The sequence below is a fragment of the Pseudomonas mercuritolerans genome (assembly GCF_025706525.1).
GTDB classification, from domain to species: Bacteria; Pseudomonadota; Gammaproteobacteria; order Pseudomonadales; family Pseudomonadaceae; genus Aquipseudomonas; species Aquipseudomonas mercuritolerans.
In genome coordinates, this window is the sequence record NZ_JAMSHA010000006.1 from 451,587 (window position 1) to 465,030 (window position 13,444).

Genomic DNA, 13,444 nt, shown 5'->3' on the forward strand with positions numbered 1-13,444 from the left:
CGCCAGTCGGCTGTAACACATCCGCAGGTGCCATATACATATGTACGGCCTGGGCACGCTGGCCGGGAAATAGAGTGGGGGCTCATTTCCATGCAACAAAAGGCTGGACGATATGGCGGATCAACAAGGGATTGTAGAAGAAAAACTACCTGTAGCTGCGGCGCCTACGGGGTCGGTGCAGGAAATCCTGCTACGCATCACGCGCTGGCAGGTGATGATCGACAAGCGCTTGAGCAGCCAGATGACGCTGCTCGAGGCGCTGGAGCATTACGCGTTGACTGAATTGCGCATTGATTATCCCGAAGGTCATTTCGATCCGGGGTTCGTGGTTGCCCTGCTCGATGCCATTCTGCAAAAGCTTCTCGACGGCAAGCCAGTCACGTTCCTGGCAGTCCAGGACGCTCCATTTCGCTGGCCGGGAGCCGCTGACCTCGGGTTGCCAGCCAGCCGCCGGGAGCACGTCGCCCGGACGGTGGATTCCGTTTCGCTGCACTTCCTCGACCAGTACAAGAAATACCTGCGCGAACACTGGGCGACAAAAGGGCAGGAGGCGTTGTTCGATCGTTTGATGAAGCGCAAGCTGCGGCGCTATATCAAGGACATCGAGTCGCTGTTGCGTCGTGACCGGCTCGTGGGCGTGACATTGAATCAGTTGCGCCGAAAGATCGATAGAGTCCAGGCCCGAGGCACCCGTCGGTACCGGTTGACTGCATTGGCAACCGGTGCAGAGAAAAAGATTCTCGAGGCGCACTCCTTCGCGCAACTGCCGCAGTGGATGAAGGTGTTGAAGGACCCTGATCGCGCCTTGTTGCGCCATTATCAGGAGCAGACGTCACTGTCCCGGACAGCGCTCGATGAGCTGCTGCAGGGCTACGGCTCCTTGCGCGCCTTTGCCCGGCAGCAGGCCATCGAATACATTCAGCGCAAGCTCGACATGACGGTTGAACCGGATCGGATCGACGTGCGACTCAGATGGCGCTCGGCAGTCGGCGAGCCGACGCGCAATCGCAGCCTGACCGACTTGCTGGCATCCGGGCCGATCGGTCAGGACTTCGCAGCGGTCCTGTATATCGCCAGTACTGCGCCTTTGCGCAACCAGTCACTCAAGCCGACATTCATTGCCGACATGCTGGCGGAACAGGACTATCCGGCAGATTACCTGCGAGTCCTCGCCGAGCAGTACAAGCGCACAGAAGTGCAAAAGGCGCTGATCGACTGGTTCACCGCTCGGCTCCGGCAGAGCGCATACGTCGCGCGTTGTGCAGCTCATCTGTCGGAGTCCGATCATGAACTTCTGGAGCAGACGTGGTCCGGGCAAGCTGCAAGCAAGCCCCTGCAAGTGGCCGCACTGACGCTGCCCAACGGCATGCAATGCACCGATCTTCTGGTGTTCTACCATGCAGAGACTGCGCAAGCGGTAAGTAACCTGGTGCTGTACGCGCCCAACAAGCCGAACGGTCAGGAGTGGGTGCGGTTAACGTCTGTTGCGGCGTTGACCGGCGAGGTGTGGAGCTGGACGCAGAGCGAAGCCGGCCGCGAGTACCTGTTGCAGCAGCTTTCGCCGACGGCACATCGTACGGCGCGTGACTATCTTTTGGCCGTGGCGGACAACCCGGCCCTCTGGGGCATGACCAGTGACATTCGACGTGCACCCCTGTCATTCGTGGAATGCGTCGAAGCAGCTGTAAAAATGGGCTTGGCAAAAAACCTGCAGCAGGTCGAGGTGGACAACTCGCTGCGTTGGTACACAACGCTCGGTCTGGATGCGCGCCGGCGCATCAGCAGCCTGAATCAGGAATTGATTGTTCATCAGCAGGTTTTCAACGAGCTGCTGGGCGGCTTTGAAGTGTTTGTCGATTTCGCCAGGCGCACGGTTGCCGCAGCGATCGCGCCCTACATGCGCAGCAAGAACGTGCTGGAACCGGTCGACCCGGCCACTGTGTTGATCGATTACAACCCCGGCGTTGCCGATCGCAGGAAGCAGCAAGTGGCCACACTGCTTGACCTGGCGATTCACGGCTACGACGATAACTCCGGCATCGAGCACCCGAAAAAAGGTGTGCGCTCGTCGGTCGGGCAGGATTTGAGTCTGGTGCGCAGCGCCGATCTGGCGTTGTATCTGCGCCGGGCCTGGCTGGGCGAGAAATACGCCGACGAGATCCGCAGCAAATATCTCGACCCTCGTAATGCCGCCTACGAACCGCGTCGCTTCGCCTACCGCAACGTGCTGCTGTCAAAAATGGATCGTGATTTGCGCGTGGCCAGAAGTCAGGCGCGTCTGAGCGACGCGGTGTATTCAGCGCTGGTCCGCCAGGTCACACTGTTGAGTCAATTGCCAGCGCCGGGTACGCATTATCCGGGCGCCCGTATGGTTGAAAGCGACGGCGTGTTCAGGTTCACCGTGCGCAATCACGTCGTGCTCGGGGTTTACGTTCTGACTTCGTTCGACCCTGAGCCGTCCTGGTGGCTGTACACGCCTGATGCGCCCGACGGTATTGTGGTGCGTGCGTATCATTCACTTTTCGGCGACATCGCGGGAACCTTGCATGACTATCTGATGGCGCGTACGCCGGTTGCTGCACGCAGCATCGTGTCGCGCACCCTGTACGCGATTGCGGCGAAAAAACAACGCGTCGATGTGCTCTTCGAAGCGGAGCGCCTGGTTGACGCCCGCAGCGAGTTCAATGCGTACATCGAGCGCGCGGTCACGGATGTGCAAGACATCACCACCAGCCGCGCGCAAATGATCGAGCGCCAGGTGGTCAAGGGGCTGATGTTCGCCGCCGCACCGTTTTGTATGGTGTTTCCTCCCTTTGCCTTGCTGCTCGATGTCGTGTTCATTGCCATCAGCGCTGGTCAGGCTGTCGCTGCGCATCTGGAAGGCGATGTCGATGGCGCTCTCGGACACTGGCTGGAGGCCTCGTGGGGTGCGCTGTTTGCCATGGTCGGTGCCGGCAGTGCGATCAAGTTGCTGGGCGGTGCGGCCAGAAGTCTGAAACACACGATGAGGCCCGTCTCATTGTTGTCAGAGCACCTGAGTACCGTGGCTCCGGTGCACAAGGAAGCGCTGCCGGCGATCCGGGAAGTCCGCTTCCATGCCAGGCAGGCCGTCAGCAAGAGGCCCGAACGCTTGCAAAAGGTGACTGACGACGGTGTGTTTTTCGGCACTTGGCGCAGTCCGCCCAGTGCTGAACAGCCGCAACCGGCCTATTACATCCGTAACAGAGGCAAGTATTTCCTGGTCAGGGAGAATCCGCATTTCGGTGGTCTGAGCCTGGTCGATGCCCGCCGCCCGACAGCTATCTATCAGCAACCGATACGTCTTGCCCCTGGCGGCAGGTGGACACATGACCGGGTCGGGCTCAGAGGCGGCAACGTCCGCAACCTTGGGCGCGTGAACAATTTGCGTGATGCATTTCCGGCCCGTGTCGAACCATTGCTCAACCGCGGTGCGATGCAGGGCGAAGCGGTGGTGGGGCGTGCCGTTCCCGGATCGCGAGACAACTACCTGTTTTCGCTGAATGCGCAGAGTTGCGTCATTGCCTCGCTGTACAACCCGACGACGAGAACAGGGGCGGTGATTCATTTCGATCACAATATCCGCCCCCTGATCCAGCGCAGTGTAAGCGGCGTGTTGGAGCGTCTGGGGTACGCCGGCCAGGATATTCGCGCCACGCTGGTGGGAGGTGACTGGGTGTCGATGGGCGCTGACATCGGCGGCCCGGTCAGGCGTGTCCTGCGCGAACATGGCCTGCAACCGACGTGGGATTACTGGTCGTACTCCTCGTGCCTGGGCAACACTTACGGGGTAGTGTTGAATCTGAACAATGGAGTCTCGAAAGTGTTCAAGCATTCCGCTGGTCAGGTTGGTGACGTGTACAAAGCGCTTATCGACAGAGCGCCATATTCAACCGACCGACTCTCGATACGTGCCCAGAACTTCATGGACCGTGTCCGCAGTGAAGCGTTGCACGAGAATGCCGTCGGCAGCGTGGTCGATAGGGCCGGCAGCCGGGCGACCGCGGCGATGGTAGAGGACCAGGCGTTCTCGATGGTGCTGATGAACTGACGCGTCGTTCAGGCATAAAAAAACCCGATCCTCGGGGATCGGGTTTTTCCACGCCGGATCAGTCTTACGACTGCTTGGCCAGCTTGTGCTCGAGGTAGTGAATGTTCACACCACCCTTGCAGAAGCCTTCGTCACGAACCAGGTCACGGTGCAGCGGGATGTTGGTCTTGATCCCGTCGACCACGATTTCGTCCAGGGCATTGCGCATGCGTGCCATGGCTTCGTCGCGGGTTGCGCCGTAAGTGATCAGCTTGCCGATCAGCGAGTCGTAGTTCGGTGGCACGGCATAACCGCTGTACAGGTGCGAATCGACGCGAACGCCGTTGCCGCCTGGAGCGTGGAAATGCTTGACCGTGCCCGGGCTCGGCATGAAGGTCTTCGGATCTTCAGCGTTGATCCGGCACTCCAGCGAGTGACCACGAATGACCACGTCATCCTGAGTGAACGACAGCTTGTTGCCGGCGGCGATGCTGAGCATCTCCTTGACGATGTCGATACCGGTGACCATCTCCGAAACCGGGTGCTCCACCTGAACACGGGTGTTCATTTCGATGAAGTAAAAACGACCGTTTTCGTAGAGGAACTCGAAAGTACCAGCACCACGGTAGCCGATGTCGATGCACGCCTTGACGCAGCGAGCCAATACTTCCTGGCGCGCCTTCTCGTCGATGCCCGGTGCCGGCGCTTCTTCGAGAACCTTCTGGTGACGACGCTGCAGCGAGCAGTCGCGGTCGCCCAGGTGGATGGCGTGGCCCTGGCCGTCGGACAGTACCTGCACTTCGACGTGGCGCGGGTTGGTGAGGAATTTTTCCAGATAGACCATCGGGTTGCCGAACGCCGCACCTGCTTCGGAGCGGGTCAGTTTCGCCGAGGCGATCAGGTCTTCTTCCTTGTGCACCACGCGCATGCCACGACCACCACCGCCACCGGCGGCCTTGATGATCACCGGGTAGCCGACTTCACGACCGATGCGCAGCGCCGTTTCTTCGTCTTCCGGCAGCGGGCCGTCGGAACCTGGAACGGTCGGTACGCCTGCTTCGATCATCGCGTGCTTGGCCGATACCTTGTCGCCCATCAGGCGGATGGTGTCGGCTTTCGGGCCGATGAAGGCGAAGCCGGAGTTCTCGACCTGCTCGGCAAAATCGGCGTTTTCCGCGAGGAAACCGTAGCCTGGGTGAATGGCGGTAGCGCCGGTCACTTCAGCGGCAGCGATGATGGCCGGGATGTGCAGGTAAGACTGAGCGGCGGACGCCGGGCCGATGCAGACGGATTCGTCTGCCAGACCCAGGTGCATCAGCTCTTTGTCGGCCTTGGAGTAAACGGCGACGGTCTTGATGCCCATCTCTTTGCAGGCACGCAGAATCCGCAGGGCGATCTCACCGCGGTTAGCGATCAGAACTTTTTCCAACTTCGCAGTCATCAAAGGCTCTCCGCGGTTCAAACGATGGTGAACAGCGGTTGGTCGTACTCAACCGGCTGGCCGTCTTCGACGAGGATGGATTCGATCACACCGCTGGTTTCAGCTTCGATGTGGTTCATCATCTTCATGGCTTCGACGATGCACAGGGTGTCGCCTTTCTTCACGGTCTGGCCGACTTCAACGAAGGCTGGCGAGGTTGGCGAAGATTTACGGTAGAAAGTGCCGACCATCGGCGAACGGGCAACGGTGCCGTTCAGCGCGGGTGCAGCAGCGGCAGCCGGAGCAGCGGCAGCGACTGGCGCGGCAGCAGGGGCGGCGGCCGGAGCCTGCATCGGGGCTGGCGCGTAATACTGCTGCGCCGGGGTCTTGCTGTGGCGGCTGATGCGTACGGACTCTTCGCCTTCCTTGATCTCGAGCTCGTCGATGCCGGACTCTTCCAGCAATTCGATCAGTTTCTTAACTTTACGGATATCCATGAATCATCAACTCCCAAGGGTCGGTCAGGGGCGTATAGCTTGGTGTTCAAGCTGCTCTAGTGCGGCCTCCAGGGCCAGTCGGTAACCGCTGGCGCCAAGGCCGCAGATCACTCCTACCGCTACATCGGAGAAGTAGGAGTGATGGCGGAAAGGTTCGCGCTTGTGCACGTTGGACAAATGCACTTCGATGAATGGGATGCTCACTCCCAGCAGCGCGTCACGTAATGCGACACTTGTGTGCGTAAAAGCCGCCGGATTGATCAGAATGAAGTCCACGCCTTCACCGCGCGCAGCGTGGATGCGATCGATCAATTCGTACTCGGCGTTGCTTTGCAGATGCAGCAGATGATGGCCGGCTTCGCGGGCGCGCCGCTCCAGATCCTGATTGATCTGCGCCAGGGTCGTCGACCCGTAGGTCCCCGGTTCCCGGGTGCCGAGCAGGTTCAGGTTGGGGCCATGCAGCACCAGTAGCGTCGCCATCTGCGTTGTCCTTGTTATCAATGAGCAGTCGTCAGAACCCGGCGACTATGCCGCAAAGCCTTTGTGACTGTCCAGTTCCATGCAATAGGCGGCACGATGGGCGATGTTTGCGCGAAATTTGTGACCGAGGATCAGGATCCGGTCACTTGTAATGACAGGACTGCCGCCTTCGCGAGCAGGCTCGCTCCCACAGGGGGATGCATTCCAATGTGGGAGCGAGCCTGCTCGCGAAGGTGGTATGTCAGACGCGGAAGGCCTGAACGGCCGTATGCAATTGGCCGCCGAGAACCAACAGGTTCTCGCCCTGTTCGCGCCCCTGGCCGATGCGCAGCAGGTTGTCCCCACCCAATTGATGAATGCGCTCGCTGTGATCGCGGATTTCGCTGACCGCGCCACTTTGCTGCGCCGTGACATCGGCGATGCGCACGGCGGTGTCGGCGATGGTCTGGATCGCGCCGACGATCTTGTCCAATGCACCGTCGGCCGCTTGCGCCTGACTGGCCGTGGCTTCGGCGTGTTCGACCTGCGCGCGCATGCCTTCGACCGATTGCCGCGCGGCGGTCTGCAGGCCGGCGATCAGTGTCTGGATTTCTGCCGTGGCCCCGGCGGTACGTTGTGCCAGCGAGCGCACTTCCTCGGCGACTACGGCGAAACCACGGCCCATCTCCCCGGCGCGGGCCGCCTCGATCGCGGCATTCAGGGCGAGCAGATTGGTCTGATCCGCAATCGAACGAATCACCGTCAGCACGCCGCCAATGGTTGCTGATTCTTCCGCCAGATGTTCGATCATCTGCGCGTTGCCTTGAACCTCACCGACCAGCGCATGCAGCCCGGTGAGGCTCTGGCCGATCACCGTCTGGCCATGCTCGACGGCCAGTCCGGCATGACGGCTGGCGTCCGCAGCCTGCCGGGCATCGCCGGCCACTTGCTGAATCGTCGCCTCGAGTTCACCCAGCGAGTCGCGAATCAGCGCAGTGTCACCGGCCTGATGCTCGGCGCCGCTGTGCAGGTCATTGCTCAGTTCGGCGAGGGTGCGGCTGCTGCCTGCGACCTGCTCGGCGTTACCGCGAATCGTGCCGACCAGATCCACCAGATAAGCGCGCAAGCGATTGAGCGACGCTTCTATGTCGTGCAGTTCACGATTGGTCTTGCCCAATTGAATGTCGCGACTGAAATCGCCCTCGGCCCAGGTCGACAGCGCCGGGGCGAGGTTGGTCAGGGTGCGGGCCAGGCGCCGCTGCAAGGTATCGATGAGCAGGGCGATCAGCAGAATCAGGCCAATCATCACACCTTGCATCAGGCGCACTTCGCCCTGGATCTGCCCGTGCTGCGCGCGTACTACGGGTTCGAGGCCGGCGATGGCGTGTTGCACGCTGGCGATTTTTTCGTGGGTGGCGGCGCTGAGATCGGCGCGTTTCTGGATCTGCTCGCGGGTGCGCGCCAGTTCTGCCGGATAGCGGCCGAGCAAGCTGTTCAGTTCGCGCTTGAGCCCGACCCCGGCATCCTCTGCGGCGGCTTTGTCGGCGTTTTCGATGCCCATCAGCGCGGCGAAATCGTCACTGCTCGATTCGTTGCTGGCGACCACACCGAGCAAGGGCAGGGCATCGATGGCTTCGGCCTGGGCGCGCATGTTGCTCACTTCGCGCTCGACATCGGCCGCCAGTTCACTGCGCCCGCTGCTCACCAGTTTGTCCCGCGCCAGCGACAGTTTGCCCAGATGCTGCGATGCGGCGAGCAGTGGTGCGAGGTAGGCGGCGTTGCCATTGGCGTAGGTGTTGAGCTGGTCGAGGCTGGCGCTGAGTTCGCGTTCGGCCTGCAACAGCAGCGCCTGCGGATCGCCGGCCAGTTTGCCGGCGGCGAGCAGGTCGGTTTTGCTGAATCCATCAAGGCTTGACAGGCTTGGCCGCACGGTGTCGGCCAGCGTCGGGGGCAGCTCACCCAGTTGCTTGTGCACGCTGTCGATGGCCTGAGCGGCGCTGCTCAGGCGCAGCGCGTCACCGCTGGCGAGGTAATCCTCAACGTTGCGCGCCACTTCATTCTGAAATTGTTGCGACAGCCCCAGGTAACGCTCCATCAACAGATAGGGGCGTTCGAGGGCTTTTTGCGACCACCACAGCGTGGCGCCAAGGGCCACGCAGACGGCGACCAACAGCAGAGTGTTGAGATTGGTGAGCAACTTCAGGCGCATGACGGCTACCAACGGCAGAAATGGTAAGCGCCTGAATTTATTGCTGTTCTATTACAGGGTTATGACCGAATCAGTGGATTCCGATGAAAAAGTGGCACTTTGCTTTGACTGGCGCGCGGTCTGCACCCGATTGCGTCCGGCACCCTTGGCGCGGTACAGCGCCTCGTCGGCCTGGCTAGCCATCATCAGGCTGTCGGAGTCATCGCACATTTCCACCACGCCGGCGCTGAACGTGCACCACAGGTCCTGCGGCTGCGCAGGGTAATGAATCTCGGCAAAGCGCTGACGAATTTCGTCGAGGACTTTGTGCGCGGCGTCGATATCGGTGTCGGGCATGACGATGGCGAATTCTTCGCCGCCGTAACGGCCAATGAAATCGGTCTTGCGCAAACGCTGTTTGAGAAACAGCGCCAGGCTCTTGATCACCCGGTCGCCCATCGGGTGGCCGTGGCTGTCGTTGACCCGTTTGAAGTGATCGATGTCGAGCATGGCAAAGCTCAGCGGCTTGTTCTCGCGGCGCGCACGGAACGAGCAATCTTCGAGCAATTGCAGAATGTGCGTGTGGTTGTACAGGCCGGTAAGACTGTCGCGGACCATCCGCGCTTTCAGATTGCGCGCCCGAGCGGCGCGATTGCGCACGGTGGTGATCAGGTGCCGCGGCTTGATCGGCTTGGTCAAGAAGTCATCGCCGCCCTCGCTCATCGCATCGAGCTGTTTGTCCAGATCGTCCTCGGCCGACAGGTAAATGATCGGCACGCTGACGTAGCGGTCGTTGTGGCGGATGACCTTGGCCAGCTCGGTGCCGGTGCAGGCCGGCATATACATGTCGAGGATGATCAGGTCCGGCTGGAAATCCGCCAGTTCGGCCATTGCCTGAATCGGTTCGATCAGGGTGCGGGTGACAATCCCGGCGCTGTTGAGCAGGCGCTCGGTGTGCAGGGCCTGGGCGCGCGAGTCGTCGATGATCAGCACTTTATAAGGTTCGTACTGGGCGACGCAGGTCAGCACTTCGATTTTTTCCAGCAGGCTCGAGGCTTCAAGGGTGCCGGTGAGGAATTCCTGGCCACCGGCGCGCACGGCGGCGAGGCGGGTCGGGGTGTCGGTTTCGTGCAGGCTGAAGAACAGCAGCGGCAGCGGTTCTTCGAGGCCGACCTGAGCTTCGGCGGCGAGTTTCAGGCCGATGCCGGGGCCACTGAAATCCACGTCCATGACAATCGCCGCGGGCAAGCGCTCGACCATCGACGAGCGAAACGCCGCCACGCTGTCCAGTGCCTGTGCGCTCAAACCGAAAAATTCCAGCTGCTTGGCCAGCCGCTCGGCGCGGTCGTGATCCTGCAGCATCACGTAGATCGGCTTGCGCAGCGGCGGCAGGAAGGTCTGATCGAGTTGATCACCATGGCGCAGGCCGGTGCGTGACAGACGCTGCATCAAACGATTGAGATCGGTGATCAGGCCGCTGCTGAGGCGCCCACGGTTGGCATCCACCGCTTGCAGCGACTGGCTGATGTGATGCGCCAACTGAGTGTGTTCCGGCTGTTCGAAGCGCTCGGCAAAACGCAGCAGGCGCAGATTCGCCTCGCTCAGCTCGGCGAGATCGACGGAGGACCACTCACTGCGTTGCAGGCGCTGCCATATCTCAAGAATCTGACGTGCCTGATGAATTACCCGCTGGGCAAAGTGGTGCTTGAGACGCTCACGGCTGGGGTCTTCTGGCTCGGTCATATCCTGACTACTAGTTAGGGTGCATGCTGAGATCGACTGGTGGCTCTATGCTAGCACCTCTTTTCCCTTAGACGAGTGTCGTACGTCAATAATCTGCTGGACGACACGATTCAGTTTCTGACCGGGTGGTTTTGTTTTTGTATCCGATTTTGGCCAAGTGCCCGCATGCTGGGGTTTTGCGAGCAATCCTGCCAGCGCTGTCGACATTTCACCGGCCTTGATGGGCGGCGTCTGACAGCGCTTTCTGATTTTTCTTCTGCGCGCTTTCACCGGCCCGGTTGGCTGGTACGGTTCAGGGATTCCCCTAGTTGCCGTCCATCCGCCATGAGCCAATGTTTCACCGAACTCGGCAGTGATGCCCAGCGCCTCAATCACAACATCACGCCCATCGACGACTGCGCCTGCGGCGAAGAGTTGTTGTATGGCGAGCGGGTGCAAGTGACAGAGGTGCCAGTGCTGACCTGCACTGGTCTATGGCGTATCTATCAGCGCGAAGCCGAAAATATCGTTGCGCCAGACGGCGTTCTGATTGCCGATCCTGTGGAGCGTAATCAGGTAATTAATGCGGCCTATGCCCGATTGTGGTTGCAGGATTCTCGTTTTCAATGGGCAGGTTTAGCGGCGTTTGCCTCAAAACAGGTCGGTTGTGGATTGCTGCATGCTTCAAACACTGTCGATCTCATAGGGCAGCAGCGGGACCGCTCGAAGGGCTGGACCAGCTGCGCGCAGGCTTGATGATCAATCTGGACAGCGAAGTCCTGGCGCAGATCAAACAGGGTGAATGGTGCCTGATCAAAGCCGAAGCCGACTACGGCTACTGGCAGGGCGCCGAAGCGGTGTTCCCACAGGCCGTGCTCGAGCTGATGAACAACCCTCCCGAGCAGCCAACCCGCACTGCGCGAATCTTTCGTCTGGTCGACAGCGTGACCGGCGAGCCTTTGCCTGCGCAGGCCTACCACGATCGATGGAATACCCAGTCAGCGCCGAACTGACGCCCAAGGCATTGCACATCTGTTTACCGACGACCAAGTGCGGCAGCTTTCGCTGCGCATCTTCAACGTCTGAAATCTGCGTCTATCCTTTCGTTCGCGACGTCCTTCGCTTGTTTTGCGCCAGTGCCGCGATAGCGGGTGCCCGGCCTTGGCACGTTGTTGTATGGTTGTGGTCGAACCGTTGAACCCAAGTGATTGAAAGGATATCGCCATGCTGGACTGGAAAAACCGCGCGGGCAGCGCGCCTGAACGTGCCGCCGAGCCCAAGTCGGCCACCCGCAGCTATGTCGGCGGGCTGCTGTTCAGCCGGGCGCTGGCCACAGTGGTCGGTCTGTATTTGCTGGTCACCATCGCGCTGGGCTGGTACTGGAGCCAGGAACCGGAGCTGTTTCCGGTGGCGCAGAACGCCCAGGTCGCTGCCGAGAAAGAAGGCAAGCAAATGGTGGTCGGCTACACCACGGTCGAAACCCTGAAGACCGTTGCCGGTACCTTGCTCAACAAGCCGGGCGGTTACATTTCCAATGATCGTTTCCCGCCGGGCCTGTGGATGGACAACACGCCGAGCTGGGAATACGGCGTGCTGGTGCAGGTGCGTGACCTGACCCGCGCCCTGCGCAAGGATTTCGCCCGTTCGCAATCGCAGTCGGCCGAAGACGCCGATCTGGCCAAGGCCGAACCGCGCTTCAACTTCGACAACAAGAGCTGGGTGCTGCCATCCAGCGAGTCGGAATACCAGGAAGGCATCAACTCCCTGAGCCGCTATCAGTCGCGCTTGTCGGATCCGAACCAGAAAAACGCGCTGTTCTACGCGCGCGCCGACAACCTCAACAACTGGCTGGGCGATGTCGGAACCCGTCTCGGTTCGCTGTCGCAACGCCTGTCGGCCAGTGTCGGTCGGGTCAAGCTCAATACTGCGCTGAAGACCGAAGTTCCGGCGGTCGGCGAAGTGCCGCAGGTTGACGAAGAAGTCGTGGAAACCCCGTGGATGCAGATCGACAACGTGTTCTACGAAGCGCGCGGTCAGGCCTGGGCGCTGTCGCATCTGCTGCGCGCCATCGAAGTCGACTTCGCCGATGTGCTGGCGAAGAAGAACGCCACCGTCAGCGTGCGCCAGATCATCCGTGAACTGGAGGCTTCGCAAGAGCCGGTGTGGAGCCCGATGATCCTCAATGGCAGCGGTTTCGGCGTGTTGGCCAACCACTCGCTGGTCATGGCCAACTACATTTCCCGGGCCAACGCTGCGGTGATCGACTTGCGTCAACTGCTCAATCAGGGCTGATACGTGAGCCAGAGCACAAGAGAGGCGGCCCATCGCGCCGCCTCGGACGCCGAACAGATCGCCTGGGTCGACGAGCAGGACAACCTGCTCGGCGCGCTGGTGCGCTCCGATCTGCGCGAGCGCGGGCTGATTGGCCGTGGCACCTACATCATGCTGTTCAATTCCGCCGGTGAGCTGTGCGTGCACCGGCGCACGTTGAGCAAGGCGATTTACCCCGGCTACTGGGATGTTGCCGCAGGCGGCATGGTCCAGGCTGACGAAAGCTACGCCGAGTCGGCGGCGCGCGAGCTTGCGGAAGAGTTGGGCGTCAGCGGCGTCGAACTCACCGCTCACGATCACTTCTACTTCGAAGACACCGGCAACCGCCTGTGGTGTTCGGCGTTTTCCGCCGTGTGGGACGGGCCGCTGAAACTGCAGCCGGAAGAAGTCCTCGAAGCGCGATTCATCCCCGTCGAACAGGTCATGCGCGAAATCAGCGAAAAGCCTTATTGCCCGGACTCTCTGGCCGCGCTGAAGCGCTATCTCAAGGCGCAGCAAAGCGACGTCGCAAAGAACACATGAATTGGCGCCGATTGGCACTTAGCAATCGCGATTTTTGCCGTTACACTGCGCGACCTTTTCAAACTGCACCGGATAGCTTGAGGTTGGCCTGCAGATTTTGTAGGAGCTGACGAGTGCAACGAGGCTGCGATCTCTTGATCCTGATCTTTTAAAAAACAAGATCAAAAGATCGCAGCCTTGTTGCACTCGTCAGCTCCTACAGATTCAGTCCAGCGTTCAAAGTTTCCGATGCAGTAGCGCTGCCCCTGCCTGAGTGG

9 protein-coding genes and 1 pseudogene are annotated in these 13,444 nt (G+C 60.6%); 5 read left to right on the forward strand and 5 right to left on the reverse strand.

The features are described from left to right. Nucleotides 1-112: 112 nt before the first annotated feature. The gene (locus ND528_RS19345) at nucleotides 113-4,069 is read left to right on the forward strand and encodes a dermonecrotic toxin domain-containing protein (RefSeq protein WP_263470943.1); all 3,957 of its coding nucleotides are present in this window, start codon (nucleotides 113-115) and stop codon (nucleotides 4,067-4,069) included. Nucleotides 4,070-4,133: 64 nt separating this feature from the next. On the opposite strand, the gene accC is transcribed toward ND528_RS19345, so the two are convergent. From accC to gcbA, 5 genes are all read right to left on the reverse strand, one after another. Then, nucleotides 4,134-5,489 (reverse strand): acetyl-CoA carboxylase biotin carboxylase subunit, encoded by a 1,356-nt coding sequence (gene accC, locus ND528_RS19350; RefSeq protein ID WP_024011424.1) that lies wholly within the window; start codon nucleotides 5,487-5,489, stop codon nucleotides 4,134-4,136. A gap of 17 nt (nucleotides 5,490-5,506) precedes the next feature. Then, nucleotides 5,507-5,965, reverse strand: coding sequence for an acetyl-CoA carboxylase biotin carboxyl carrier protein (gene accB / locus ND528_RS19355; RefSeq protein ID WP_016771862.1), 459 nt, complete (start codon nucleotides 5,963-5,965; stop codon nucleotides 5,507-5,509). A 24-nt stretch (nucleotides 5,966-5,989) separates the two neighbouring features. Further along, on the reverse strand, nucleotides 5,990-6,445 hold the full coding sequence (gene aroQ, locus ND528_RS19360; RefSeq protein ID WP_016771861.1) for a type II 3-dehydroquinate dehydratase: 456 nt from the start codon (nucleotides 6,443-6,445) through the stop codon (nucleotides 5,990-5,992). Between the two features lie 241 nt (nucleotides 6,446-6,686). Beyond that, nucleotides 6,687-8,633 (reverse strand): methyl-accepting chemotaxis protein, encoded by a 1,947-nt coding sequence (locus tag ND528_RS19365; RefSeq protein ID WP_263470944.1) that lies wholly within the window; start codon nucleotides 8,631-8,633, stop codon nucleotides 6,687-6,689. A gap of 51 nt (nucleotides 8,634-8,684) precedes the next feature. Further along, the gene (gcbA, locus tag ND528_RS19370; protein WP_137215888.1) at nucleotides 8,685-10,355 is read right to left on the reverse strand and encodes a diguanylate cyclase GcbA; all 1,671 of its coding nucleotides are present in this window, start codon (nucleotides 10,353-10,355) and stop codon (nucleotides 8,685-8,687) included. Nucleotides 10,356-10,679: 324 nt separating this feature from the next. On the opposite strand from gcbA, the pseudogene ND528_RS19375 reads away from it, so the two are divergent. The 4 genes and pseudogenes from ND528_RS19375 to ND528_RS19390 all read left to right on the forward strand — a co-directional run. Next, nucleotides 10,680-11,051, forward strand: a pseudogene (locus tag ND528_RS19375) (DUF2515 family protein); the annotation flags it as partial. A gap of 38 nt (nucleotides 11,052-11,089) precedes the next feature. Then, nucleotides 11,090-11,347 carry a hypothetical protein gene (locus ND528_RS19380; protein ID WP_263470945.1) on the forward strand — a complete coding sequence of 86 codons (258 nt, stop codon included), beginning with the start codon at nucleotides 11,090-11,092 and terminating at the stop codon, nucleotides 11,345-11,347. A gap of 211 nt (nucleotides 11,348-11,558) precedes the next feature. Continuing rightward, on the forward strand, nucleotides 11,559-12,626 hold the full coding sequence (locus ND528_RS19385; protein WP_016771859.1) for a DUF2333 family protein: 1,068 nt from the start codon (nucleotides 11,559-11,561) through the stop codon (nucleotides 12,624-12,626). A gap of 3 nt (nucleotides 12,627-12,629) precedes the next feature. After that, a complete protein-coding gene (locus ND528_RS19390; RefSeq protein WP_130910584.1) occupies nucleotides 12,630-13,187 on the forward strand; it encodes an NUDIX hydrolase in 558 nt (185 codons plus the stop codon). The last annotated feature ends 257 nt before the right edge of the window (nucleotides 13,188-13,444 follow it).

Bases quoted from the DNA above. Each gene is read 5' to 3' on its own strand.
- gcbA (WP_137215888.1), bottom strand. From the start codon at position 10,355: ATGACCGAGCCAGAAGACCCCAGCCGTGAGCGTCTCAAGCACCACTTT.
- ND528_RS19365 (WP_263470944.1), bottom strand. From the start codon at position 8,633: ATGCGCCTGAAGTTGCTCACCAATCTCAACACTCTGCTGTTGGTCGCC.
- ND528_RS19380 (WP_263470945.1), top strand. From the start codon at position 11,090: ATGATCAATCTGGACAGCGAAGTCCTGGCGCAGATCAAACAGGGTGAA.
- accB (WP_016771862.1), bottom strand. From the start codon at position 5,965: ATGGATATCCGTAAAGTTAAGAAACTGATCGAATTGCTGGAAGAGTCC.
- aroQ (WP_016771861.1), bottom strand. From the start codon at position 6,445: ATGGCGACGCTACTGGTGCTGCATGGCCCCAACCTGAACCTGCTCGGC.
- accC (WP_024011424.1), bottom strand. From the start codon at position 5,489: ATGACTGCGAAGTTGGAAAAAGTTCTGATCGCTAACCGCGGTGAGATC.
- ND528_RS19385 (WP_016771859.1), top strand. From the start codon at position 11,559: ATGCTGGACTGGAAAAACCGCGCGGGCAGCGCGCCTGAACGTGCCGCC.
- ND528_RS19345 (WP_263470943.1), top strand. From the start codon at position 113: ATGGCGGATCAACAAGGGATTGTAGAAGAAAAACTACCTGTAGCTGCG.